At 63.4% G+C, this 24,022-nt stretch carries 19 protein-coding genes; 4 read left to right on the top strand and 15 right to left on the bottom strand.

From position 1 onward, the window contains the following. Window positions 1-36: 36 nt before the first annotated feature. The gene (locus tag Q9451_RS03875; RefSeq protein ID WP_012274118.1) at window positions 37-486 is read right to left on the bottom strand and encodes a universal stress protein; all 450 of its coding nucleotides are present in this window, start codon (window positions 484-486) and stop codon (window positions 37-39) included. Window positions 487-695: 209 nt separating this feature from the next. Between Q9451_RS03875 and Q9451_RS03880 the strand changes: the two genes are divergently transcribed. From Q9451_RS03880 to Q9451_RS03895, 4 genes are all read left to right on the top strand, one after another. Next, the gene (locus Q9451_RS03880; protein WP_012274117.1) at window positions 696-1,601 is read left to right on the top strand and encodes a LysR family transcriptional regulator; all 906 of its coding nucleotides are present in this window, start codon (window positions 696-698) and stop codon (window positions 1,599-1,601) included. Window positions 1,602-1,717: 116 nt separating this feature from the next. Further along, the gene (locus tag Q9451_RS03885) at window positions 1,718-3,259 is read left to right on the top strand and encodes an MFS transporter (RefSeq protein WP_012274116.1); all 1,542 of its coding nucleotides are present in this window, start codon (window positions 1,718-1,720) and stop codon (window positions 3,257-3,259) included. A gap of 28 nt (window positions 3,260-3,287) precedes the next feature. Beyond that, complete coding sequence (locus tag Q9451_RS03890; RefSeq protein WP_012274115.1) at window positions 3,288-4,349, top strand: HlyD family secretion protein; 1,062 nt, start codon at window positions 3,288-3,290, stop codon at window positions 4,347-4,349. Continuing rightward, on the top strand, window positions 4,346-5,797 hold the full coding sequence (locus Q9451_RS03895; RefSeq protein WP_012274114.1) for an efflux transporter outer membrane subunit: 1,452 nt from the start codon (window positions 4,346-4,348) through the stop codon (window positions 5,795-5,797). Before Q9451_RS03890 ends, Q9451_RS03895 begins: the two co-directional genes overlap by 4 nt. Before the next feature lie 122 nt (window positions 5,798-5,919). Here Q9451_RS03895 and Q9451_RS03900 read toward each other — a convergent pair whose 3' ends face one another. The 14 genes from Q9451_RS03900 to Q9451_RS03965 all read right to left on the bottom strand — a co-directional run bounded on the left by Q9451_RS03900 (window position 5,920) and on the right by Q9451_RS03965 (window position 23,511). After that, window positions 5,920-6,732 (bottom strand): SDR family oxidoreductase, encoded by an 813-nt coding sequence (locus tag Q9451_RS03900; protein ID WP_012274113.1) that lies wholly within the window; start codon window positions 6,730-6,732, stop codon window positions 5,920-5,922. A gap of 15 nt (window positions 6,733-6,747) precedes the next feature. Then, window positions 6,748-7,212, bottom strand: coding sequence for a hypothetical protein (locus Q9451_RS03905; RefSeq protein ID WP_012274112.1), 465 nt, complete (start codon window positions 7,210-7,212; stop codon window positions 6,748-6,750). A 124-nt stretch (window positions 7,213-7,336) separates the two neighbouring features. Further along, window positions 7,337-8,791, bottom strand: coding sequence for a mannose-1-phosphate guanylyltransferase/mannose-6-phosphate isomerase (locus Q9451_RS03910; protein WP_041166587.1), 1,455 nt, complete (start codon window positions 8,789-8,791; stop codon window positions 7,337-7,339). A gap of 34 nt (window positions 8,792-8,825) precedes the next feature. Beyond that, a complete protein-coding gene (locus Q9451_RS03915) occupies window positions 8,826-9,473 on the bottom strand; it encodes an alginate O-acetyltransferase AlgF (protein ID WP_012274110.1) in 648 nt (215 codons plus the stop codon). Between the two features lie 20 nt (window positions 9,474-9,493). Next, the gene (locus Q9451_RS03920; RefSeq protein WP_012274109.1) at window positions 9,494-10,651 is read right to left on the bottom strand and encodes an alginate O-acetyltransferase; all 1,158 of its coding nucleotides are present in this window, start codon (window positions 10,649-10,651) and stop codon (window positions 9,494-9,496) included. A gap of 10 nt (window positions 10,652-10,661) precedes the next feature. Continuing rightward, a complete protein-coding gene (locus Q9451_RS03925) occupies window positions 10,662-12,119 on the bottom strand; it encodes an MBOAT family protein (protein WP_012274108.1) in 1,458 nt (485 codons plus the stop codon). Between the two features lie 129 nt (window positions 12,120-12,248). Next, a complete protein-coding gene (locus Q9451_RS03930) occupies window positions 12,249-13,352 on the bottom strand; it encodes a mannuronate-specific alginate lyase (protein ID WP_012274107.1) in 1,104 nt (367 codons plus the stop codon). A gap of 8 nt (window positions 13,353-13,360) precedes the next feature. Then, entirely contained in the window at window positions 13,361-14,800 is a 1,440-nt protein-coding gene (locus Q9451_RS03935) for an alginate O-acetyltransferase (protein WP_012274106.1), read from the bottom strand. Between the two features lie 13 nt (window positions 14,801-14,813). After that, window positions 14,814-16,373 (bottom strand): mannuronan 5-epimerase AlgG, encoded by a 1,560-nt coding sequence (gene algG, locus Q9451_RS03940; RefSeq protein ID WP_012274105.1) that lies wholly within the window; start codon window positions 16,371-16,373, stop codon window positions 14,814-14,816. A gap of 22 nt (window positions 16,374-16,395) precedes the next feature. Further along, window positions 16,396-17,874, bottom strand: coding sequence for an alginate export family protein (locus tag Q9451_RS03945; RefSeq protein ID WP_012274104.1), 1,479 nt, complete (start codon window positions 17,872-17,874; stop codon window positions 16,396-16,398). Beyond that, a complete protein-coding gene (algK, locus tag Q9451_RS03950; RefSeq protein WP_223296420.1) occupies window positions 17,871-19,412 on the bottom strand; it encodes an alginate biosynthesis TPR repeat lipoprotein AlgK in 1,542 nt (513 codons plus the stop codon). The genes Q9451_RS03945 and algK overlap by 4 nt, the downstream gene beginning before the upstream one ends. Before the next feature lie 21 nt (window positions 19,413-19,433). Beyond that, window positions 19,434-20,600 carry an alginate biosynthesis protein Alg44 gene (locus tag Q9451_RS03955; protein ID WP_012274102.1) on the bottom strand — a complete coding sequence of 389 codons (1,167 nt, stop codon included), beginning with the start codon at window positions 20,598-20,600 and terminating at the stop codon, window positions 19,434-19,436. A 37-nt stretch (window positions 20,601-20,637) separates the two neighbouring features. Continuing rightward, entirely contained in the window at window positions 20,638-22,119 is a 1,482-nt protein-coding gene (locus tag Q9451_RS03960; RefSeq protein ID WP_041166586.1) for a glycosyltransferase family 2 protein, read from the bottom strand. Window positions 22,120-22,194: 75 nt separating this feature from the next. Next, on the bottom strand, window positions 22,195-23,511 hold the full coding sequence (locus tag Q9451_RS03965) for a UDP-glucose/GDP-mannose dehydrogenase family protein (RefSeq protein ID WP_012274100.1): 1,317 nt from the start codon (window positions 23,509-23,511) through the stop codon (window positions 22,195-22,197). Window positions 23,512-24,022 lie beyond the last annotated feature (511 nt).

Consider the following 24,022-nt stretch of genomic DNA (forward strand, 5'->3'; position numbering starts at 1 on the left):
GAAGCTCAGAGCCAAGCGTCCAATCTTCTGTGATTTCTACCCCGCCGCCCCCACCAACACCGGCACCTTCACCTGGTCAATCACCTTCGCGCTGATGGAAGGGTCGAGCAACCGTCCCAGCCGCGACAGGTGACGGTGGCCCATGATGATCAGCTCGCAATTGAGTTCGTGCGCCTTAGTCACGATCACATCGACCGGCTGCCCAGCCACCATGCAACCCCGGCTGGCAAAGCCGGCTTGCTGCAGTTCGCGCACGGCCTCGGTCACGGCGTGGTCGGCATGCTGCTGTTCCTCGCAGGCGGCGGGGTATTCCTCCAGCTCTTCGGTGGTATAGGGCGCTGGTTGCTCATGCACGGCGAAGGTGGAATCGATGGCCAGCAGCACGTGCAATTCGTGCTCGCCAGGGCGGCAGTAGCGGCGGGCGAGGGCCAGCAGGGCACTGGAAGCCGGGGAGGCGTCGATGGCGATCAGGACGGAGCTGGGCATGTAGGATCCTTGGCAATGGCTGGCGGGTGTATCTGCAGGATCGGCCCTTTCGCGGGCACGCCCGCGAAGAGGCCGATCCTGCCAATGCTCTATTTAAGGCCGAACACGGTCAGTGAATAAATGCCCCACAACGCACGAGCGCATTGCGTCTGGTGCAATCGAGCAACCTGTTACCATCGCCATTCCCACAGCTGTAACGGAAAACGGCCATGCAACTCCCGGACATGAACCTGCTCGTCGCCCTCGATGTCCTGCTCGACGAGGGCAGCGTGGTCGGCGCAGCTCAGCGAATGAACCTGAGCCCGGCGGCCATGAGCCGGACACTGGGGCGCATTCGCGAAGCCATGGGTGACCCGATCCTGGTGCGTGCCGGCCGTGGCCTTGTGCCCACGCCGCGGGCGCTGGCCCTGCGCGAGCAGGTGCATGGGTTGGTAGAGCAAGCCGGGCAGGTGTTCCGTAGCCGTGATGATGTCGACCTGGTGAACCTGGACCGTGCCTTCAACATACGCACCAATGACCTGTTCATCGCCCTGTACGGCGCCCAATTGCTGAGCATGATGCTGGCCCAGGCGCCGCGAACGGTGTTGCGCTTCGTCCCGGAGGGCAGCGGTGACGATGATGCGGTGCTGCGCAACGGGCATATCGATTTGATCATCAGCTCGGCCGTTGAACTTGGCCCGGAAATCAAGGTGCAGAGCCTGTTCAGCACCTACTTCGTGGGCCTGGCGCGTGTGGGGCACCCGATTTTCGACGCCCCGATCACCCCAGAGCGTTTTGCTGCCTACCCGCAGATCAGCGTATCGCGGCGCGGCCGGGCCAATGGGCCGATCGATGTGGCGTTGGCCAACCACAAGGTAGAGCGGCGGGTGGCCCTGATCACCACCAGCTTTCACTCGGCGATGTTCTCACTGCCGGATTCGGACTTGATCCTGCCGATACCCGCCAACATCCTCAACAGTGTGCAGCGGCTGAAGCTGCCATTGCGCTCGTTCGAAATCCCGGTGCCGTTGGAGAAAGTCAATGTGAAGCAGGCGTGGCACCCGCGTTTCGACAACGACCCCGCACACCGTTGGCTGCGCCAGACGTTGAAAGCGTGTGGGCGCATTGACCCGTGATGTCGCCATTGATTGCGTCTGACGCAATATAAAACTGCCAACAAGTCAGTTTTCGTCAGCATTCGACCTTCTTAAACTTGCTCCAGCCCTGAAATTGTTGCTGGAGATGTATTCCCATGAGTTCCCTGACCGCGCCCCCTGCGGCGCTGGCCGCCGCCCCCGCGCCGGCCGCGCCTGCGCAGACGGCGTTTGGCCTGCAGGTGGTAGTGGGGCTGTTCGGTGTGTTGCTGGCCGTGCTGTGCGCAGGCCTAAACGAGTCGGTTACCAAGATTTCCCTCGCCGATATCCGCGGTGCCATGGGCATCGGTGCTGACGAAGGTGCCTGGCTGCTGGCGGTGTACAGCGCCGCCTCGGTCTCGGCCATGGCCTTTGCGCCGTGGCTGGCCACCACCTTCTCGCTGCGGCGCTTCACCATGAGCGCCATCGGCCTGTTCGCCGTGCTCGGCTTGCTGCAACCGTTCGCCCCCAACCTGCACAGCCTGATGCTGCTGCGCGTGCTGCAGGGCTTTGCTTCGGGGGCCTTGCCACCGATGCTGATGAGTGTGGCCCTGCGCTTCCTGCCACCGGGCATCAAGGTCTACGGCCTGGCCTGCTATGCGCTGACCGCCACCTTCGGCCCCAACCTTGGCACGCCGTTGGCGGGGCTGTGGACCGAGTATGTCGGTTGGCAATGGGCGTTCTGGCAGATCATTCTGCCCTCGCTGCTGGCCATCGTCTGTGTCGGCTGGGGCCTGCCGCAGGACCCGCTGCGCCTGGAACGTTTCAAGCAGTTCGACTGGCGTGGCGTGCTGCTCGGCCTGCCCGCCATCAGTTGCATCGTACTGGGCCTGTCGCTGGGCGACCGCTGGGGCTGGTTCGATTCGCCGCTGATCTGCTGGCTGCTGGGCGGTGGCTTGGTGTTGCTGGTGCTGTTCATGTTCAACGAGTGGTCCGAACCGCTGCCGTTCTTCCAGTTGCGCATGTTGCAGCGGCGCAACCTGAGTTTCGCGCTGGTGACACTGGCCGGTGTGCTGATCGTGCTCTCGGGCGTGGGCAGCATTCCTTCGGCCTACCTGGCGCAGATCCAAGGCTACCGCCCGGCACAGACCAGCCCGCTGATGATGCTGGTGGCCATGCCTCAACTGATCGCCCTGCCGCTGACGGCGGCACTGTGCAACATCCGTGCAGTGGACTGCCGCTGGGTGCTGGGTATCGGCCTGGCGATGCTGGCGGTGTCCTGTGTCGGCAGCAGCCTGCTGACCAGCGAATGGATCCGTGGCGACTTCTACCCGTTCTACCTGCTGCAGGTGTTCGGCCAGCCGATGGCCGTGCTGCCGTTGCTGATGCTGTCCACCAATGGCATGACCCCGCAGGAAGGCCCGTTCGCCTCCAGCTGGTTCAACACCGTGAAGGGCTTGGCCGCCGTGATTGCCGGTGGCCTGCTGGACGCCCTTGGCACCCTGCGCCGGCACTTCCATTCCAACCACCTGGTGGACAGCCTGGGCAACGCGCCGCTGGTCGACGACAGCGCTGCAGGCCTGGCCAAGCGCATCCACGACCAGGCGTTGGTCCTGACCTCGGCCGACATGTACCTCGTCATGGCCTGCATTGCCGTGGCCTTGATCTGCCTGATTCCTTTCGTGCCTACCCGGGTCTATCCGCCGCGTGCGGTGGCCTGAACCCTGGATGAATTCGAGAACCGCTGAAATGACCAACAACCGCAAAACCCTGTTCATCGGCTCGGTGCTGGCCGTGGCCGTCCTGGCTGGCATCGTCGGCCCCTGGATGTTGGGCAGTGACCACCGCCAGAGCACCAATGACGCCTATGTGATCGCCGACTACACCGTGGTCGCGCCCAAAGTCGCCGGTTTCATCAAGGACGTGCTGGTGGAAGACAACCAGCAGGTCACCGCAGGCCAGTTGCTGGCGACCATCGATGCCCGTGACTACCAGGCCGCGCTGGATGCCGCGCAGGCGCAGTTGCTGGTAGCCCAGGCGCAAAGCGCCGATGCCCGTGCCACCCTGGAGCGCCAGGCGGCGCTGATTGCCCAGGCCGAGGCTGCTGTCAAAGCGGCCCAGGCCGAAGCGGCGTTCGCCGACCATGAAGTCAACCGCTACAGCCGCCTGGCCGAGCAGGGCGCCGGTACCGTGCAGAACGCCCAACAGGCGCGCAGCGGTGTCGACCAGGCCCGTGCTCGCCTGGCCAATGCCCAGGCGGCGCTGGTGGCGGCGCGCAAGCAAGTGGACATTCTCACCGCTCAGGTGGCCAGCGCCGATGGCCAGCTCAAACGTGCCGAAGCGGGGCTGGAAAAGGCTCAGCTCGACCTGTCCTACACCCGCATCACTGCACCGGTGGACGGTATGGTCGGCGAGCGTGCCCTGCGCGTCGGCGCCTACGTCAACCCAGGCGCCCGCCTGCTGTCGGTGGTGCCGTTGCAACAGGCCTATGTGGTCGGCAATTTCCAGGAAACCCAGCTGACCCACGTGCAACCGGGCCAGCCGGTGAGCATCAGCGTCGATACCTTCTCCGGCGAAAAGCTGCACGGCCATGTAGAAAGTATCGCTCCCGCCACCGGCGTCACCTTCGCTGCCGTGAAACCGGACAACGCCACCGGCAACTTCACCAAGGTGGTGCAGCGCATCCCGGTGAAAATCGTCTTCGATGACGGGCAGCCGCTGCTCAGCCGCCTACGTGTGGGCATGTCGGTGGAAGCGACCATCGACACCCGTGGTGACAAGCTGGACGGCAAAGAGGTAAGTGCACGATGAAATCGGCATTTCGCTTGAGCCCTTTATTGCTGGCCGTACTGATGGCAGGCTGCACCATGGGCCCGGACTTTCGGCGCCCCGACAGCCAGGCACCGCAACAGTGGGCGCCGCTGCAGGGTGAGGCAGCGGCCAGCCAGCCGCAGGCCGAACCGCTGGAGTTGCGCTGGTGGGAATCCTTTCACGATGCCCAGCTCAGTGCCTTGATCCAGCGCGTCGCCGAACGCAACCTCGACCTGCAGATGGCCAGCGCACGGTTGCTGCAAAGCCGTGCCCTGCGCAGCACCGTGGCCGCCGACGAAATGCCGTCGGTGGACGCCAACGCCGGCTACAGCCGCGCGCGTAACAGCGCCGAAGGCCTCAGCGACCCGTCCGGCAAAGCGGGTAAAGCGGCGTACAACCTCTGGCAAGGCGACCTGGTGGCAGGTTGGGAGTTGGACCTTTGGGGCCGCGTACGACGCCAGGTCGAGGCTGCCGATGCCAGCGTCGAAGTGGCTGAGAACGACCGCCGTGGGGTGCTGCTTGCCCTGCTGTCGGAAACCGCCGGCAACTACATCCAGCTGCGCGCGGTGCAGCACACCCTGGATGTGACGCAGGACAACCTCAAGGTTGCCCGGCACAGCCTGAAGCTGTCCGAAGACCGCCAGGCCGAAGGCGTTGCCACGCGCCTGGATGTGGCCCAGGCCAGCGCTCAGGTCGCGTCGATCGAGTCGCGACTGCCCAGCCTGGAAGCCCGCCGTGATGACCTGATCAACGCCCTCAGCCTGCTCGCTGCCGAACCGCCACGCAGTTTGCAGGCCGAATTGCTGCAGGGCGGCGAGCTGCCCGCGCCGCAGCAGAAGTTTGCCATTGGCTTGCCGTCCGAACTGGCCGAGCGCCGCCCGGACATCCGCCAGGCCGAGGCCCGCCTGCATGCCGCCACCGCCAGCATCGGTGTGGCCAAGGCAGATTTCTACCCGAGCATCCGGCTGTCGGGCAGTGTCGGTTTCCAGGCCATGCAGCTGTCTGATTTTGGTGGCTGGGATTCGCGTCGGTTTGCTTTCGGGCCTCAGCTGTCGCTGCCGATCTTCGAGGGTGGCCGGCTCAAGGGCACCCTGGAACTGCGCGAGGCGCAGCAGCAAGAGGCCGCGCTGAACTACCGCAAGGTGGTGCTGGGGGCCTGGCATGAAATTGACGATGTGCTACGCCTGTACAACGCCAGCCAGTTGCGCCGCGACCATTTGGCCGAGGCCGTGCGGCAGAACCGCATCGCCCTGGAAACCGCCCAGCGCCAGTATGTGGAAGGGGCGGTGGACTTTCTCAATGTGCTGACAGTGCAAGGGGCATTGCTGGCCAGCGAGGAGCAGTGGATCGACAGCTCGGCAGCGGTGTCGCAGGCGCTGGTGGGGTTGTACAAGGCCTTGGGGGGTGGCTGGCAGGCGTTTGATGAGCAGCCAGCGAACAAAGCCTAGAAAGCGGGGCCGCTGTGCGGCCCATCGCGACACAAGGCCGCTCCTACAGGAGACCGCGACTGCCTGTAGGAGCGGCCTTGTGTCGCGATGGGCTGCACAGCAGCCCCAGGGCATCCGAAAACTCAGAGCGGCCGCAGCAGCCCAAAGCGCTTGCGTAACGCCCAGTCCAGCAACCGCCGTGGCAGCAACCGGGCCATCAGCGGCAGCGCGGTACTGCCATTGCCCAACCGCACCACCCCCGGTACCGGCGACTTGCCGACTGCCGCCAACACCCCCCGGGCAAACACCGCCGCCGAAGTCGGCCTGTCCTGCGAAGCCCGCGCCCGTGCCTGCACATGCTCGCGCAGCGGCCACCACGGTGAATCCGCCGCCAGCACCTGCTCGGCCTGGCGCTGGGCATGGCTGGCGAACTGCGTGGCAATTGCCCCAGGCTGCACTTCCATTACCTGCACACCGAACGGCGCCAGCTCCAGGCGCAAGGCATCGCTCAGCGCATGCACGGCGGCTTTCGAGGCGCAGTAGGCACCGGCGAATGGCGTGACCAGCACACCGGAGACGCTGCCGATGTTCACCACCAGGCCCCGTGAGCGGCGTAGCAGCGGGAACAGCGCACGGGTAACGCCGACTACGGCGAAGACGTTGGTTTCGAACTGCTGGCGCAGGGCATCCACGCCGCCATCGAGCAACGGGCCCATGGCGCCGTATCCGGCGTTGTTGATCAGGATGTCGAGGCTTTCCAGTTCGTCGGCCAAGCGGGCCAGCGCCTCGCCGTCGTTCACATCCAACTGCCGGGCGGTGTAGCCGGCGGCGCTCAGTTGCTCGACATCTTCAGGCTTGCGGGCAGTGGCCCAGACGTGGTGGCCGGCATCGCGAAAAGCATCGGCCAAGGCGCGGCCGATGCCGCTGGAACAACCTGTGATCAGGACAGTGGGCATGGGAGAGGCCTTCGATTAATTGGCGAATGTACCTTGCAGATGCTCGGCACGAAATTCCAGGGTCTGTGGCCGGTACCCGGAGCGCAGCGGCGGCACCGGCAGGCAATCTTTCCACTCGGCTCCCGGCTGCAACTCACCCGGTCCACGGTAACGCGGTGCGTTGTAGGTATTCTCGGCCAGGTTCACGGTATCGCCCGGCGCATACGCCGCTACCCGCCAACGAAGCTCGGTGAGCGGGGCCTTGTTGCCGTTTTTCATGCGTACCTGCAGGGCGCGGTCGGCAGGGCACTGCTCGGGAGCGTAGCTCAGGCGCAGGTCCAGGCGGGCCAATTGCGAGGCTTCGCGGTTTTCCTGCCAGGCAACGAACAGGGCTACCAGGCCCAGGCCGCAAACGGCGGCCAGCGAAATCGGCAAGGCCTTGGCCGGGTAGCGCAACAGCAGCACCAGCCAGGTGAGGATGAGGAAGGCACCGATGATCATTGGGCTTGAAGACCTTGGTTGCGCGGGGTCTGACCATCGTAGCCTGAAATGGGGGAGGGCTCAAAAGCGCGAGGGCTTCGCCCTCGTGTCGAGAAAGGGCCGCAAAGCGGCCCCAGGGGTTTACTTACTGCGCAATCGTCTTGACCGAAACACCTCGCTCCACCGGCGTCGATGTCCGTCCATACACATCCTCGAAGCGCTCGATGTCATCCTCGCCCAAATAACTGCCGGACTGCACTTCGATGATCTCCAGCGGGATCTTGCCTGGGTTGCGCAGGCGGTGCACCGACGCGATCGGGATGTAGGTCGACTGGTTTTCGGTCAGCAGGAACACGTTCTCGTCGCAGGTGACCTCGGCGGTACCGGACACCACGATCCAATGCTCGGCGCGGTGGTGGTGCATCTGCAGCGACAGGCTGGCACCCGGCTTGACGGTGATGTGCTTGACCTGGAAGCGGCCACCCATGTCCACCGAGTCGTACGAGCCCCACGGGCGATACACTTCCAGGTGGTTCTGGGTTTCAGTGCGACCCTGTTCGTCGAGGGTCTTGACCATCTGCTTGACGCCCTGGACCTTGTCCTTGTGGGCAATCATCATGGCGTCCTTGGTTTCGACCACCACGATGTTTTCCAGGCCGATCACCGACACCAGCTTGCCGTTGCCGTGGATCATGCAATTGCGGCTGTCCTGCACCACCACGTCGCCCTTGGTGACGTTGCCGTTGTCGTCCTTCTCGTGCACTTCCCACAGCGATGACCAGCAGCCCACGTCGCTCCAGCCGGCCGACATCGGCACTACGCAGGCGCGCTGGGTTTTTTCCATCACCGCGTAGTCGATGGAGTTGTCCGGGCAGCAGGCGAAGGTGGCTTCGTCGATGCTCAGCACATCGCCGTCTTCCTCGCTGCGCTCCAGCGCCAGCACGCAGGTGTCGTAGATGTCGCCGTCGTGCTTTTTCAGCTCTTCGAGGAAGCGGCTGGCGCGGAACAGGAACATGCCGCTGTTCCAGAAGTAGCCACCGGCCTGGACGAACTCGGCGGCGCGTTTCTCATCGGGTTTCTCGACAAACTGGGCCACGCGTGCCACGCCTTCGGGCAGCAGGGCATCCTGGCTGGAGCGGATGTAGCCGTAGCCGGTTTCCGGCTTGGTCGCCGGCACGCCGAACAGCACCATCTCGCCACGCTCGGCGGCGATGGTGGCCAGGGCCAGGGCGCGCTGCAGGGCCTTCTGGTCGTCGATCACGTGGTCGGCTGGCAGTACCAGCATCAGCTCGTCGCGGCCTTCGTTGACCAGTTTCATGGCGGCCATGGCCACGGCCGGCGCGGTGTTACGGCCGAACGGCTCCATCAGGATGCCTTGGGTTTCCAGCTTCAGCGCAGCCAGCTGTTCCTGGACGATGAACTTGTGGTCCTTGTTGCAGACCACGATCGGTGTGTCCATGCCTTCGAACGCCAGGCGCTCGATGGTTTGCTGGAACAGGGTGTGTTCGCCGGTCAGGGCCAGGAACTGTTTTGGGAACTGCTTGCGCGACAGAGGCCACAGACGCGAACCGCTACCACCAGAAAGAATTACCGGGATCATCATGTTTCTCCAATAGTCGTTAAAGGCAGGGGGATCAGTTGCTAGCCACGGGGCGAGTTACCCACACCGGCGACAAGGCGTTGCCGGAACCCGTTACATACAGCACGGCGGCTTCGCCGCGCTCCAGGGCGACGGGTTTCACGTCACCCACTTTCTTGTCACCTTGGTACAGCGCCAGGTTGACCTTGACCGGGTTGATTTCGCGTTCGCCCCGGCCGTTTGCGGCCACCGGCTTGACCACTTCGGTCTTGCCGTCGGCGGTTTTCAGGGTCAGCTGCTGGTCGCTCAGGTTCTGCACGCGCACCAGGGCTTTCTGCTTGTTCTTGAACGGTGGTTCTTCGATCAACTGCGGGTTGCCGCTGCTGCTGTTGACCAGGGTGTAGTACTTGTCCGAGGCCAGCTTGACCGGCACGCTCTTGCCGCCGACCTGGGCTGTGTAGTCGCCGCCTGGCAGGAAGCTGAAGTCGCTGCTGGCCTGGGCGCCAACCTGCTTGATCTGGGTGTTGCCGACCGAGGCGGCGGCCGGTGCGCTGGCCGCGTTGTACAGGCGCACGAAGGTCGAGCCTTTCGGCGCGCTCGGGCCATACAGCGCGGCATCCGCGCCGGCGAAGGCCTGCATGGAAGCAAGGGACAGGCCGGCCGCGAGGGTGAGGGCTTTGGCAATGGAAGTCTTGGTAGTCATGTGCGTTTCCTCTCTATCGATCAGTGGCGCGTCTGGTTGGACGACAAGGCCAGGTTTTCTTCGGTTTTACGGGTGTTCTTCAGCTGCGCGATCCACTGCGGATCGAAACTGCTGAGGTCGTTTTTCATGGGCAGATAACGCTCGGGGAATTCCCACACCACCACTTGCGGTGCGGCGTTTTTAAAGGCATCGCTTTGCAGGTACTTGAGCATTGGCAGCAGCGGGCCATGGCCGTCTTCTGCGTAGTTGGCGACGTCGCTGTTCAGGGCCTGCTGCAGGGCACCAAGGAAGTTCCAGTGCGGGTTGGCGCTGTAGCTGGTACCCACCAGCGCAACCGGAATCTGCTTATCGGCGAACAGTGCGTCCCCCGCGTCACCCTCGGCATCGACCGGGCGGGTGGTGCGCTGCTGCAGGTTGTCCGGGGCCGGCAACAGGTTGCTGAACAAAGGGTCCAGTGGCAGGAAGTTGGTCAGGTCGCCTTTGTAGGGCGCGGTGCTGCCAGCTTCGGTGACGAAGGTTTGCGGGTCACCGTTGAGCAGGTTCTGCCGGCTTACCGCCTCGGCCAGCGTCTGGGCGGCGACTTCGGCGCCCATTGGTGTCCAGTGGGTGTCGGTGCGCAGGAATACCTGGCCGCGGGCTTTGGCTTGTTCCATGGCCGCTTGCAGGTCTGGGGCGAACACGTTGGCCTGGCGTACCTGGGCGTGGAACTGGTTGTACAGGTCATCGTGCAGGCTGGCCGGTTGCTCTTTGCCCAGGTATTCCGAATAGAGGCGCGCCTTGGCCGGGATGATCGCCAGCACCAGCTGGCTACCGTGCTGCTGCAAGGTGTCGCGCACGCCACGGATCAGCGCCAGGTTTTCCTGCATCAGTTGTTCGGCACCGGCGGTGGGCTTGAACTCTTCGTCGCTGAACAACCACTGGTCGCGGCCCAGTACCACACCGGGTCGGCCCTCGTTGAACAGCTTGAAGTCCATGGCCGCCCAAAGGTTCGTGCCCAGACGCTTGATCGGGAACTCGTCGTCGTAGTGGGTCTCGGCGGCCTTGGCCAGCTTGCCGTTGAGCAGGGTCATCTGCTCGGTGCGCTGAAAGCTTTGCAGGCCACCGGTGGACCACACGCCCATGCCCACCAGCAAGCCAAGGAACGACAGGGAATAAGTGATGCGTAATGTGCGGTTCATGTCATCGGCCTCAGAACTGGAAGTACAGGAACGGCGAGTAGCTCTGCGCCGAAAGCTTGAGGATCGAGGCGACGAACAGCAGCAGAATCAGGGCGCGGGTCATCACCCGGGTCCAGTCCAGGCCGATCGAGCCATCGCTGTTCACCTGCACCGGGGTTGCCTTGGGCGTCGGTTTGGCATTGCGGTAGAAGTCGCGTAGGCCGAAGAACGCCAGGGTGAGGTAGGCGATGACCAGGGTCGCCACCTGCAGGCCGGTCAGCTGGGCACTGTTGAGTTCCGAAAGCTGCCAGTCGCCGAAGCTGAACATGGCGCCGTACATGCGGCCGGCCACGTGCAGGTTCTCGGCGCGGAAGATCACCCAGCCGACTACCACCAGCAGGAAGGTGAAGGCCCATTTGACCGGGTTGAAGCGCTGCGGGTTGGTGTCGATGCCCAGCGCGCGTTCGATGGCCAGCCACATGCCGTGCCAGGCGCCCCAGATGATGTAAGTGAAGTTGGCACCGTGCCACAGGCCGCCCAGCAGCATGGTCAGGAACAGGTTGCGGTAGGTGTTGAAGGTGCCTTTGCGGTTACCGCCCAGGGTGATGTACAGGTAGTCGCGCAGCCAGGTCGACAGGCTGATGTGCCAGCGCCGCCAGAACTCGGTGATCGATTGGCTGATGTATGGCTGCTTGAAGTTCTCCATGAAGCGGAAGCCCATCATCAGGCCCAGGCCGATGGCCATGTCGCTGTAGCCGCTGAAGTCGAAGTACAGCTGTGCGGTGTACGCCAGCGCGCCCAGCCAGGCATCGCCCGTGGTCGGGTTTTGCAGGGCGAAGCAGTGGTCGGCGACCACGGCCAGGGTGTCGGCGATGAACACTTTCTTGATGAAGCCCTGCATGAAGCGGGTGCAGCCTTCGGAAAACTTGTCCAGGGTGTGGGTGCGGTTGTTGAATTGCTCGACCAGGTCCTTGAAGCGCAGCACGGGGCCTGCGATCAGGTGCGGGAAGATGGCCACGAACGCGGCGAAGTCGATCAGGTTGCGAGTAGCCGGGGTGTCGCCACGGTAGACGTCGATGATGTAACTGATCGACTCGAAGATGTAGAACGAGATACCGATCGGCAGCAGCACGTGGGTGAGGATGAACGGCTCAAGGCCGAACGAGGCCATGATCGCGTTGAGGCTGTCGACGCCGAAGTTGGCGTACTTGAAGTAGCCGAGAATCGCCAGGTCGACACCCACGCCAAGCAGCAGCCAGCGCTGGGCGGGCTTGGTGCGCACACCGGCGGCACCCACTTTGAGGCCGATCCAGTAATTCCACAGGGTGACCCCGGCGAACAGGGCCAGGAAGTCCACCCGCCACCAGGCATAGAAGATGTAGCTGGCGATCAGCAGCAGCAGGTTGCGATAACGTTGCCCGCTCAGGTAGTACAGGCCGAGGAAGATCGGCAAGAACAGGAACAGGAACACGTTGGACGAGAAGACCATCCCGGTTCTCCTAATTTGTTCACAGCATCCAGGGCAAAGCGCCCCCCAAACCCCCCAGCAAAAAGCTGGAGGAAACCGTTGTCACTTCATTCCTGATGGGCCGCAAAGCGGCCCTAACCCAGGCGACATCTATTTCTTGCTCTCTGCGTTCGGGTCGTAGACCCGGGTCAGGTCGCCGCCCAGCCGGAAGCTGTTGAACGGCTGCATGCCGTGCTTGCGCTGCAGGGTGTCGCCGACGCAGTGGTACAGTTCGCACCAGGGTTCGAGCCAGGCATACTTGCTGTCGACCTTGAGGTCCTTCATGTCCTGCTTCTCGCCGGTGCGGGCCTTGAACTGGCTCGGGTCGCGGGCACCGGCCAGTACGCCTTCACCCAGACGCTGCAGGGCGAAGTTGTTCTCTTTGCGCAGGTCCACGCCATTGGCCTGGGCAAAGCTGGCAATCATCGCCAGTGGCGGCAGGGCATAGTTGTGGTAGGCCAGTGCGCGCTGCTTGCGCTTGATTTCGTTGGGCAGAAAGCCCTGGTCATCCACCTGGTTGGCGCCCACCTTGTATTCCTTCACGGCCCAGTCGAACAGGTCGCGACGGTCGGTGGCGACAGCGGTCGCCATGACCGACCAGGCCGCCCAGTAGCTGTGGTTGTTGATCTTCTCCAGCGGCAGGTCGCTCCAGTCGCGCACGGTCTGTTCAGCCAGGCGGGCGAACCATTTTTCGATGACTTCGGCTTCAGCCTGGTGCGCGGCCAGCGGCTGCGAGTGGGAGAACTTCAGGCGCAGCCACGAGCCGCTCATGCTGCCCAGTGCCCATTTGCGCATCGACTTGCCGGTGTGGTTGTAGTCGGTGGACAGCAATGCGTCGGCGCGCGCCCAAGTGCCCAGCCAGGCCAAGGTGCAATCGAGCTGCGCCGGGCGGCCATCGCGCATGTACTGGCCAACCATCTTGCTCACGCCTTTCTCAAGCGTGGTGATGTCTTCGGTCGACTTGCGGAAGGCCTTTTCCGAGGCAACATTGAGCGTTGCCCGCGCCTTGTCAGAGCCTTCGTATTTGCTGCGAAACTGCAACGCGCCGGTGTACGGCTTGGGCGCCGCTTCGCAGCGGAAATTGCCGTCGCCGGTCTTGAGCTTTTCGATCCCCTCGTAGTAACCCTGCGGGGGTACCAGCGCAGCGTGCGCGGCACCGCCAAACAGGGCCAAAGCGAGCAGGGCGGGGCTGGAAATTCGCTTCAATAGGGTCATGGATCGCCTCACTGGCCGGCCTGCGCGGTCTGCGCAGGCACGGCGAAGTTGTTGCGTTTGCAGAGCTTGGCCTCGACCTTCTGGGTGCCGCTTTCCGGCCCCTGTACCTCGAACGCCAGCAGGCCCTGGCTGGCCCAGTCTTCGTCTTCACGCATTTGGAAGACGAAGCGGCCGTCGGTGTCGGAGGTTTCCGGTTTTTCCAGCTTGATGTCCTCGTGGCGGCCGTTGAGGTACCAGAGGGTGGCTTGCAACACCTTCACCGACGGGTCTTCGAACTTCACGTCCATCTGCAGGTTGCGGTTGATCAAGTCTTTGATCACGCCGCCCTTGCCGTTGACCATCAGCTCGTTCTTGCCGGGCTTGAGGGTGGTGCTGGCGCTCATCAGGGCAGGGCGGTCGTCGCAGCCGTCATCGAGCAGGCCAAGGATTTGCCGCCAGATGGTTTCCTGGTCCAGGCGGTACAGCGGGGAGAACTCCCACACCAGGATCTTCGGCGGGTGCTTCTGGAATTCCTCGCTGCCCAGGTACTGGATCATCGAGCCCTCCAGGCCACCGCCAGGGAAGGCGACGTTGAGCACGTCGGCGCCGATGTATTGCTCGAGGAAGCCCGAGAAGTTGTAGTTCTTGCCACTGTGGCTGGTGCCGACCAGGGTGATCTGCGCGTTGCCGCCGTCACCGAACAGGTCGTCGCCGCCGCTCGAACCTTTCGGCTCGGTGGCGAACTGGTCCATGTACTGCACCGCGTAGCTGGTGCCGCACAGCTGGCCGGCTACGTTATGCAGGGTGCCGGTCTTGCCCATGCGCCCGGACTTCTTGGTCTCGAATTCCTTGCGCGGTATGCCTTCGAAGGCCGGCATCTTGTGCACGGTGTCGGCCACGATTTTTGCCGCGCGCTCGGCGCCATAGGGCGTCCAGTGCTGGTCGCCACGGAAGTAGAAGTCCTTGCCCTGGTCGGCGGCGGCCAGTTGCTCGTTGGTCAGCGGCGACAGGTCGGGCACGTTGTAGCCCATGCTGGCGAAGCGCTTGAGCATGGCCTGGTAGTTGCCCAGGGCCTTTGGGTAGTCGAAGGCGGCTTTCTCGGCCGGGTTGAGCATGTTGCGGTTCACCAGGCCACGGGTCGGCTGGTACACCACCACCAGTTCCACGCCACGCTTCTTGAACGCGTCGTGCACTTGTTGCAGGCGCTTGTAGCCGGCCGGGGTGGTGGTGAACTCGGTGCGCAGGTCTTCGCGGGTACGGAACAGCCAGTCACCCTTGGCCTGCACCAGCGTGGTGAAGTTCTGCTGGTAGCGGGTGGTGTAGCGGCTGGCATCGTGCGCTTCGGGGCACAGCTGGCAGCAGGGCTCGGCGCTGAAGGTCGGGGCCTTGACGTCTTCGGCGCGCACGCCCTGGCTGATCGCCAGAAGGGCGGCGGACAGGCCCAGCAGTTTCATCAGGTGTGGAGTCATGGTCTGGGCTTCCTTAATCGATCATTTCGGTCTGGCGTTCGACCGGGTCGATCAGCACAGCCTTCTGCTGGCGTACCAGCAGGTCGAGGATTTCGTCCTGGCGCTCGCCCAGCACGCCATTGAGGCTGATGCCGCTGGCCTTGCGTGGGGCGAGCATGGACACCTTGTACAGTTCGACCGACAGCGGCGAGTCGATCGACAGCGGGCCGGAGCCGTTGGCCGCCAGCTCGCCACCCACCACGATCAGCGACACCTTGGTGTCGAACGGGTCGAGGGCAATATCGCGGTCGGTGTCGGACAGGTCCTTGATGTGGCCGTACACGCCGACCAGGCCGTTGGCCATGGCGACGTTTTCGTACAGACGGATGTTCACGCTGTTGCGCACGCGGATGCCGTGGCGGCGGTTGTTGATCAGCTTGTTGCCCCAGATCAGGTTGTCGCCACTTTCGTACAGGGTGATGCCGTCGGTGTGGTTGCGGTAAATCTCGTTGTAGGCCACCAGGTTGTTGACGCTGTTACGGTCGATCACTACGCCCGAGAGCTTGTTGTCGTAGCTCTTGTTGTTGATGATCCAGCTGTCGTTGACCTCACGCGAAACGATGATGCCGTGCTTCTTCTTGGTGCCGTACACCGTGTTGCCGGCGATGATCAGGCGGTGCGAGCGGTCGTGCGGGTCGATGCCGTAGACGATGTTGTCGCGGTAGGTGCTGTCCTTGACCACGAAATCCTGGGTTTCGTAGCAATAGAAGCCGTACCACATGTCGCTGAATTCCGAGCCGATGATCCAGCCGGTGGGTTCCGGGCGGCCCATGCGCTTGGCCATGTTCGGCGTGTACTGCGAAATGCTCACGCCATACGACTTGGACTTGGCGTAGCCGAAGCTGGCCATCCTGGTGTTGACGATGTAGGTCTCGGTGCCGCCCCACGACAGCAGGAACGGGCGGAATTCCTTGGGCGAGCGGAAGGTGGCCGGGCCATTGTCCTTTTCCCGCCAGCCGGTCACCTGGGTGTCGGTGACGAACAGCTTGCCGTCGTTGACCAGGAACGAACCGCCCTCCTGGGACAGGCGCAGCTGCTTGACCTTGCCGTCGATCTCGAGGATGCCCTTTTGCCCGACCACGATCGGCAGGCGCGCCAGGTACACACCGGGCTCGACTTCGCTGAGGTACTGTTTGGGCACCTTCTTGCTCAGCTCGACCAGGTCGACATGGCCGTCATCGACGAAGATCGCCTGCGGAATGCCGTGCTGGCGCTGCACCCACTCGGCTGCCTTGTTGTCGCCGCCGACGAACTCCTTGAGGGTGTCCTCCTGGAACATGCGGCGCAGGCTGACCTTGCCTTTGTGGCTACGGTCGATCTTCTTCTGCACCGCCTCGGCGGTGAAACCGGTCAAGTCGGGCAGCTTTGGCGGGTCCATCTGCAGCGGTTCGATCGGTGCGCTGGCCACTGTGTAGGTCTTGGCCTGCTGCAGCTCCTTGGCGATCACCTGGGGTTCTGCGGCAGCGGCCAGGCCGCTGGCCAGCAGCAAGGCGCTGGCCAACAGGCTGTGACGTAAGTGCGGGTGAAGGTTCATAACGGTCAGTCCCCTACCGGCCTCAGAAGCGCCAGATCACATCGACGAAGGCGCGGTGCATGTACGAGTCCGCTTCCTTGCCGTAGGCATCGCCCGGCTTGAATACACCGGCACGCAGGCGCACCAGAGCGGACGGCTCGTCGATGGCCTGGCTCATCGATGCCGGCAGCAGGCCTTGCTTGAAGTACTTGGTCACGACCACGTCCATTTCCTGGCCAAGGTCTTTTTCGCCGTCGACCAGCGGGCGGTTCACGCCGTTGTCGTTGACCACCGCGTTGATGCCGCTGGAGCCGATGTTCTGGTTACCGTCGACCCGCCAGAATTTGTGGTAGATCAGGCTGGCGTCGTAGTCGTCGCGCAGCTGCCAGGAGGCGAACAGGGTGGCTGCCTGCAAGTTGCCCAGCTCGCCACGGAAAGCTTCGCCGAAGCGGTGCACGCGCGAGCGGGTGCCGGTGAAGTTGGAGCGGTTGCTCTCAAGGCCGGTCTGCTCGAAGTTGTTCGAGCCGTCGTCGCCACCACCGCCGCTGCCACGGGCGTAGGCCGCACCGACCTGCCATTGCGGGTCCAGGCGCAGGCGAATGCCAAGGTCGGTGGCCCATGCATTGACGTCGCCGCTCTGCTTGCCGGTGGCAACCTGATCGTTGCCGACGGCCTGGCTGCTGAGGGTGTCGCGGTCACCGGTCAGCCAGGTGACGCTACCCCAGTAGTTGACGGTGTGGTCGTTGCGCCAGTTGTAGGCGTCGCTGTTGGCTTCCAGGCCCAGCCAGGTCAAGTCGCCAGTGCGGGTCTTGTCCAGCGCGTCGACGGTTTCGCCGGGGTTTTTCAGGCTGCCGCTGTCGTGCGTATGGTGTGCCCGCACGCCAACCCAATGGCCAGGCGTCCACTGCGTGGCGACGTTGCCGTAGATGTGGGTGCGGTCCTTGTCTTCCGGGGCCAGTTCGGTGAGGTCGGTGCGGTACTCGCTGAAGCGCTGGGCCACGCCCAGGTCGGCCTTGAGCAGGGTGGTGTCGAAGGTCCAGTTCAATGCTTCGATGTTGGTGTCGCGCCACATGCCATCGTCGCTGCGCAGGCGCTGGCGGCCGAAGCGCAGTTGCTCGCCGGGGTAGGCGGTGAGGCCGCTGTAGCCGACCCAGAACTCGCGCATGGCCAGGTAGCTTTTGTCCGGTTGGCGGCTGTCGTCGCCGGTTTCGGTGCTGGTGCCGTCGTCGTTCTGGCGCAGGGTGTCGGTTTCGATGGTGTCGGTGGCGGCGACGGCCTGGCCCATAGCATAGGCACTCCAGTTACCGCGCTCGCCGTACACCCAAGGGCGCAGGTCCAGGCCCAGGCCGTTGACGTCTCCACCAGGGCGGGTGCCCAGGTCGCGGTCGTCTTCCGACTGGCCGGTGATTTTCACGTCCAGGCCAAAATTCTTTTCAGCGGTCATTTCCGCCAGGGTCGGGCAGGACCACAGCAGGGCGAAGCTCAGGCCGATGCCGGCTTTCACGAAGGGATTGAGCGTCATAGCGAGTCCTCACCGTCTACTTCTTTTTCGTCGTCTTGCAGGGCTTCGAGGGCCAGGGTGCTGTTCGCGCCCTGCGCCATGCTGCCGCGTGCGCGCTTTTCCTGGCCCAACAGTTGCTGGGCCTGGCTGCGCTGGTCAGGCGTGAGTTGCTGGTCGAGTTGCTGCAGCAGTTCGCTCGATTGCGGCGTCGGGTTGGCCTGCGACAGCTGGGCGAACACCCAGGCGTTGCCCGGTTGCGGGCGGATGCCGTGGCCTTCGCTGAACAGCTGGGCCAGGGCATAGTCGGCGCTGTTCTGCCCACCACGGGCGGCGGCCAGCAGGTGATCGACGGCTTTCTGCGGCTCGACATTGCCCAGGTAGCCACGGCGGTACAGCTGGCCCAGGTAGTAATGGGCGCTGATTTCGCCAGCGTCGGCGGCGGCTTGCAGGTGCTGCTCGGCTTTTTTCGCGTCGGCTGGCAGGGTTTTGCCTTCGTAGTACAGGCGGCCCAGCAACAGTTCGGCGCGTGGTTGTTCGGCCTCGCGGCCCTTGTCGATGTAAGCCATTAGCTGGTCGGTATCGCCCAGTTCGGGGAAGTCGTACAGCAGTTGCGCCAGGCTGACCCAGGATGCCGGGTTGGCGGGGGCCACCTGCTCAAGCAGGTCCTTGGCGGTTTTCTCGTCGGTCTGGCCAAGGCTGCGGTCGGCCAGCACCCGGGCAACACTGTCGACCCGAGTGGCCGGCACCGCGCCACGGGCGTAGGCGGACTTCAACTGGGCGAGCAGGGCGGCTTGCTGGTCGGCCTGGCCACGCTTCTGGTACACGGTGGCCAGTTCGACGTAGCAGATGTCGGTGCTGTTCAGGGCGGCCTTGCAGATCTTCTCCACGTCGCCCAGGTGCTGGTCGTAGGTGCCCTGGGTGCGGTACAGCAGCACTTGGGCCAGGCCCGCTTCCGGGTTGCCGGCGGCGCGCCATTGGTCGATCTGCTGCTGCGCATTGACCTTGGGGAAGCTCTGCGGGTAGCTGAGGTAGAGCATTGCCAGCGGAATCAGGGTATTGCTTTCGCCCTGCTTCGCAGCCTGCTTGAGCAGGGTTTCGGCTTCTTCGCGTTCGGCCTGGGTGCTGTCGGGCTTGGCCACCAGCAGGCGGCCAAGGCGCGCCTGGGCACGGGGCGAAGTGGCCGCCGCTGCGCGGTAGGTGGCCTCGGCTTCCTTGATTTGCGATGGGTCGCGGGTGGCCACCTTGATGTCTGCCAGGCCTACTTGTGCTTCGCTGTAGCCCAGGTCGGCCAGGGCCTTGTAGTTGCGCTCGGCCAAAGCCGTGTCGCCGCGCTTCATGGCTTCGTTGGCCAGGCGCTGGTCAGGCAGGCCGGCACAGCCGGCCAGGGTAATGGCCAGGGCGAGTGTGCACCATGCGAATGGGCGAGCGCTGCGCGCTCGATCGCGACGCAAGGCCGCTCCTACAGGTTGAGTGCCAGGCGACAGATGGGAGAACGACTCGGACCCTGTAGGAGCGGCCTTGTGTCGCGATCGAGGGCAAAGCCCTCGCAACGGCGGCATGCTAGTCATCGCAAGTTCCTCTTACAGCCCACGGGCCACTGCTTTGTCGATCAGCCAGTTCATAGACGGGCCACGGTCGCTGTTGACCGAAGCCGGGCGGCCGGCCAGTTCGGCGGGCATTCCAGTGTCAGGCTTGATCTGCACGCGGATGTCGGAGGACAGGTCTTCGCTGTTGAGGCTGGTGCTGCTGACGATCTGGCCGGTGCGCACTTCGTCTTCGCCGGCGACCTGGAAGTTGACCCGGGTACCCGGCTTGACCTCGTCGAACTGGCGGTAGCTGAAGCGGGCCTCGACCATCGGCGTGGTGGTGCGCGGGATCAGCTGGAAGATCGCCTGGCCTTTAGCTGCGTACTGGCCATCGTCCACCAACTGGCGGGCGACCACGCAATCGCAGGGGCTGGTGAGGGTGCCGGACAGCTGCTTGCCGAACAGCTCCTCGATCTTCGCCGGCTCCAGCTGTGCGTCTTCAAGGTTGCCCTTGAGCATGTCCAGCATGCTGGTGGTGAAGCTGGCCAGTGGCGCGCCCTTGGCGATCTGCCCGCCACTTTCGACCAGGCTGCTCACAGTACCGTCGCGCGGCATGGTGACGGTGGTGGTCGGTACCGCGACCACACCCGCTTCGGCATGGCTGACGAAGTACATGCCGTACAGCGACTTGGCGACGAAGCCAAAAGCTGCAACGCCGACCACGAACACGCCGAGGGTGACGGTAACGGCCTTGAGCCGGCCGAAGGCGCTCAGGCCAGAACCACCGTCCTTCTGCTTGCGCGCCTTGGTGAAGTTGTCGCGCTGCAGGGTACTGAGCACGTCGCCGATGCTGATCAGCTCACCGGACAGGTGGCTGGTGATGATGTGCCGCAGCGTGGCGATGTCGCGTGGTTCAAGGTTCTGGAACTGCGCGCCGGTACGGCCATTGTCCGGGTTGTACGAGCGCACCTGGAACTCGATGTCGATCGACAGGCCCAGGTTGTCGACCACGAACTGCAGGCGCCCGCGCAGTACATCGCCTACCGTCAGCTGCTGCTTGGTGTGGAAGCTCAGGCCTCCTGCGGAAAGGTCGTCGACCTTGACTTCGTGGGTCTGGCGCTGGGCGTCCAGGAAGCGCAGCTTGGCGGGAATGCGTACCCGGGCGTGTTGGCGCTGGGCTTCGGACTCATGCACGACATTGACGTTCACGGCGGTATTCATGGTGGTTTGTTCCTGTTAGATCCGATCCGGGTTGGGCTCACACGACCATGAACAGCACAGCAACGAAGATGCTGGCAGCCGAGAAGGTCATGGTCCGCGAGGACCAGGTGTTGAACCATTGTTGAAAGCTGGCGAGGTCACGCTTGAGGGCAGTGGGCTGACGCGTCCACGACTGTTTGTCGAGGCGGAAGAACACGTAGATCTTCATCAGTGCGCCGATGATCTGGTTGTAATAGAGAATCAGCGGGTAGGCCGGGCCTACGTTGTGGCCGGAGCACAGCAGCATGATGGTGAGGATCAGGCGGGTAATGCCGATCCACAGCAGGTACACCAGCAGGAAGGCCAGGCCGAACTTGAGGCTGGCGATCACCGCCACGGTCAGGCCCAGCAGGCTGGTCCACATCGACACGCGCTGGTCGAACAGCACGATGCTGGTGAACAACCCCAGGCGGCCCAGGCCCAGGCCCAGTGCGCGGGAGTTCTGCCGCAGGTTGTTGCCGTACCAGCGGTACATCAGCTTGCGGCTGGCTTTGAAGAAGCTTTTTTCCGGCGGGTGCTCGACCGTGTTGATGGCCGCGTCCGGCACGTAGAACGTGTCGTAGCCCAGGCGCATCAGGCTGAACCAGCTGGACTTGTCGTCACCGGTGAGGAACTTGAAGCGGCCCAGGCGCCAGTGCATCAGTGAGTCGCTTTCAACATCGGCGATGAATTCGGGGTTGGTCACCACGCTGGCGCGGAACATCGACATGCGCCCGGTCATGGTCAGCACGCGCTTGCTCAGTGCCATCGAGCACATGTTGATGTGGCGCTGGGCGAAGCGCAGCTTGTGCCACTCGCTCATGATGTAGCCGCCGCGCACCTCGCAGAATTCGTTGGTGGTCAGGCCACCGACGTTGGGGAACAGCTTGAACCACGGTACGGTCTTGCGTACCACGCCATCGGCCAGCACGGTGTCCCCGTCGATCACCGCCACCACGGCGTTCTCGTCCGGCAGCATGCGTGAGATGGCGCGGAAGCCGTAGGCCAGGCCATCGCGCTTGCCGGTGCCGGCGATGCGCACGATGTCCAGCTTCACATGGGCTGGTGGGTTGTATTTGGCCCACAGGCTTTTCACCAGCAGCTCATCGGACATTTCCACCAGTGAGCAGACCACGGTGGTGGGGAAGCCGCAGTTGATCGCCTCGCGGATCACCGAGCTGTACACCTGGGCGGTGGTCAGCGCTTCGATGCGGAAGCTGGTCACCATCAGGTAAACGTGCGACGGGTCGGCAGCAGTGCCCATTTTCTGCACCTTGCGGCGCAGGTACGGGTACACGCCGTAGAGGAAGATCATGCCGCGGATGAAATGGGTGGCGCCCATGGAATAGCGCCAGATGCCGACTGCGCCGACCAGGAAGATGAAGTGCTTCGATTGCGAGTCGAAGATATCGGCTGGCAGGGCCAGGGCGATCAGCATGAGCAGGCTCATGTAGAGCAGCCACCCGGCGCACTGCAACAGCACGGTCTGGAGCCTTTGCATGTTCAGCATCCGTCGAGAATTCGGGGGAGGGTGGGCAGCGCAAGTGGGGAGGGCTTGCGCTGCCCGGTCAGGCACTTACCAGCAGATGCCTTCGGTACGGCTGGTGGTGCAGGTTGGTTTGCTCATGAAACCGACCAAGTCGATTACTTGCTTGCCAGCTGGCGCTTGCTGGGCCAGCGCGCGGAACTGCTCGTCACGGTTGCCGAGGACGATGATGTCGGCGTTGTCGATCACCTGCTGGAAGTTGGCATTGAGCAGCGACGACACATGCGGGATCTTCGATTCGATGTAGTCCTTGTTGGCGCCGTGGACGCGGGCGTACTGGACGTTCTCGTCGTAGATGTCCAACTGGTAGCCCTTGCCGATCAGGCGCTCGGCCAGCTCGACCAGTGGGCTTTCGCGCAGGTCGTCGGTGCCGGCTTTGAAGCTCAGGCCCAGCAGGGCGACCTTGCGCTTGTCGTGGGCTTCGATCAGCTCGAAAGCGTTCTGCACCTGCGATTCGTTGCTGCGCATCAGCGAGTCGAGCAGCGGTGCGCGCACATCGAGACTGGCAGCACGGTAGGTGAGGGCACGCACGTCCTTGGGCAGGCACGAGCCGCCGAAGGCGAAACCTGGGCGCATGTAGTACTGGGACAGGTTCAGCACCGTGTCCTGGCAGACCACGTCCATCACTTCACGGCCATCAACGCCTACCGCCTTGGCAATGTTGCCGATTTCGTTGGCGAAGGTGACCTTGGTGGCGTGCCACACGTTGCAGGTGTACTTGATCATCTCGGCCACCTCGATCGGCTTGCGGATGACCGGGGCGTCAAGCTCTTCGTACAGGGCCTGGAGGATGTCGCCGCTGGCGCTGTCCAGTTCGCCGATAACCGTCATCGGTGGCTGGTCGTAGTCCTTGATGGCGGTGCTTTCACGCAGGAATTCCGGGTTGACCGCGACACCGAAGTCGACGCCGGCCTTTTTGCCCGAGCAGTCTTCGAGGATCGGGATGACCACATTCTTGACGGTGCCCGGCAGCACGGTGCTGCGCACCACGATGGTGTGACGGCGGGTGGTGTCACGCAGCACGTAGCCGATTTCACGGCACACCGATTCGATGTACTCAAGGCCCAGGTCGCCGTTTTTCTTGCTGGGCGTACCCACGCAGATCATCGACACATCGCTGGCACGGATGGCTTCGGCGAAGTCGGTGGTGCCACGCAGGCGGCCATTGGCGATGCCCTGTTGCAGCAGTGCTTCCAGGCCAGGTTCGACGATGGGCGACTTGCCCTGGTTGATCAGGTCGATCTTGGTGCTGGACACGTCCACACCGATCACTTCATGGCCACGCGCCGTCAGGCAGCCTGCACAGACTGCACCCACATAACCCAAACCAAAGATGCTGATACGCATCGCTATCACCTCATGTGTTTATCACGCCGGCGCCTCCGCAGAGTGCCGGGCTGGGTTGATTAACAACAGTTTTCGGGCGCACGGATCCATGGCGAATGCACACTTCGCCGAGCGCAGGCAAAATAAATCCGGAGCGCAAAAAGTTATGCGCTCAAAGTTGGCAGTAAAAAGCCATCAATTAAAAAACGTGCCCTGAAATGCAGCCGTCTTTATTGCAATGCGCTACTTGGCGCGTTGCTGTGCTTGTTTTTTCAAGTGGATAAATCCTTTGAAATCAACCACTAGGACGATTTTTAAGGGGCGCGTATCTCCAGCATGGACACGGTCTTGGGGTGTTCCCGTAGTACCTGTCGAAGTTGTAAGGGCACGGTAGTGGATACCTGCCGTTGTCATCTGTAAGTCATCTCTCACAGCCCACAGGCAGGAAAATCGTTACGGCACTATGAGCGATTGCTCCTAGCAGAAGTTCCTGAGCCGGTTTCGCTCGGATGAAAGATTTCTAAATATTTAT

Source organism: Pseudomonas sp. NY8896 (genome assembly GCF_039634505.1).

Excerpts from the sequence above, each read along its gene's own strand:
- Q9451_RS03890 (WP_012274115.1), top strand. The coding sequence starts at position 3,288 with ATGACCAACAACCGCAAAACCCTGTTCATCGGCTCGGTGCTGGCCGTG.
- Q9451_RS03920 (WP_012274109.1), bottom strand. The coding sequence starts at position 10,651 with ATGAACCGCACATTACGCATCACTTATTCCCTGTCGTTCCTTGGCTTG.
- algK (WP_223296420.1), bottom strand. The coding sequence starts at position 19,412 with ATGCCGCCGTTGCGAGGGCTTTGCCCTCGATCGCGACACAAGGCCGCT.
- Q9451_RS03915 (WP_012274110.1), bottom strand. The coding sequence starts at position 9,473 with ATGACTACCAAGACTTCCATTGCCAAAGCCCTCACCCTCGCGGCCGGC.
- Q9451_RS03910 (WP_041166587.1), bottom strand. The coding sequence starts at position 8,791 with ATGATCCCGGTAATTCTTTCTGGTGGTAGCGGTTCGCGTCTGTGGCCT.
- Q9451_RS03905 (WP_012274112.1), bottom strand. The coding sequence starts at position 7,212 with ATGATCATCGGTGCCTTCCTCATCCTCACCTGGCTGGTGCTGCTGTTG.
- Q9451_RS03930 (WP_012274107.1), bottom strand. The coding sequence starts at position 13,352 with ATGACCCTATTGAAGCGAATTTCCAGCCCCGCCCTGCTCGCTTTGGCC.
- Q9451_RS03935 (WP_012274106.1), bottom strand. The coding sequence starts at position 14,800 with ATGACTCCACACCTGATGAAACTGCTGGGCCTGTCCGCCGCCCTTCTG.
- Q9451_RS03945 (WP_012274104.1), bottom strand. The coding sequence starts at position 17,874 with ATGACGCTCAATCCCTTCGTGAAAGCCGGCATCGGCCTGAGCTTCGCC.
- Q9451_RS03925 (WP_012274108.1), bottom strand. The coding sequence starts at position 12,119 with ATGGTCTTCTCGTCCAACGTGTTCCTGTTCCTGTTCTTGCCGATCTTC.
- algG (WP_012274105.1), bottom strand. The coding sequence starts at position 16,373 with ATGAACCTTCACCCGCACTTACGTCACAGCCTGTTGGCCAGCGCCTTG.
- Q9451_RS03885 (WP_012274116.1), top strand. The coding sequence starts at position 1,718 with ATGAGTTCCCTGACCGCGCCCCCTGCGGCGCTGGCCGCCGCCCCCGCG.
- Q9451_RS03875 (WP_012274118.1), bottom strand. The coding sequence starts at position 486 with ATGCCCAGCTCCGTCCTGATCGCCATCGACGCCTCCCCGGCTTCCAGT.
- Q9451_RS03895 (WP_012274114.1), top strand. The coding sequence starts at position 4,346 with ATGAAATCGGCATTTCGCTTGAGCCCTTTATTGCTGGCCGTACTGATG.
- Q9451_RS03955 (WP_012274102.1), bottom strand. The coding sequence starts at position 20,600 with ATGAATACCGCCGTGAACGTCAATGTCGTGCATGAGTCCGAAGCCCAG.
- Q9451_RS03880 (WP_012274117.1), top strand. The coding sequence starts at position 696 with ATGCAACTCCCGGACATGAACCTGCTCGTCGCCCTCGATGTCCTGCTC.
- Q9451_RS03965 (WP_012274100.1), bottom strand. The coding sequence starts at position 23,511 with ATGCGTATCAGCATCTTTGGTTTGGGTTATGTGGGTGCAGTCTGTGCA.
- Q9451_RS03960 (WP_041166586.1), bottom strand. The coding sequence starts at position 22,119 with ATGCAAAGGCTCCAGACCGTGCTGTTGCAGTGCGCCGGGTGGCTGCTC.
- Q9451_RS03900 (WP_012274113.1), bottom strand. The coding sequence starts at position 6,732 with ATGCCCACTGTCCTGATCACAGGTTGTTCCAGCGGCATCGGCCGCGCC.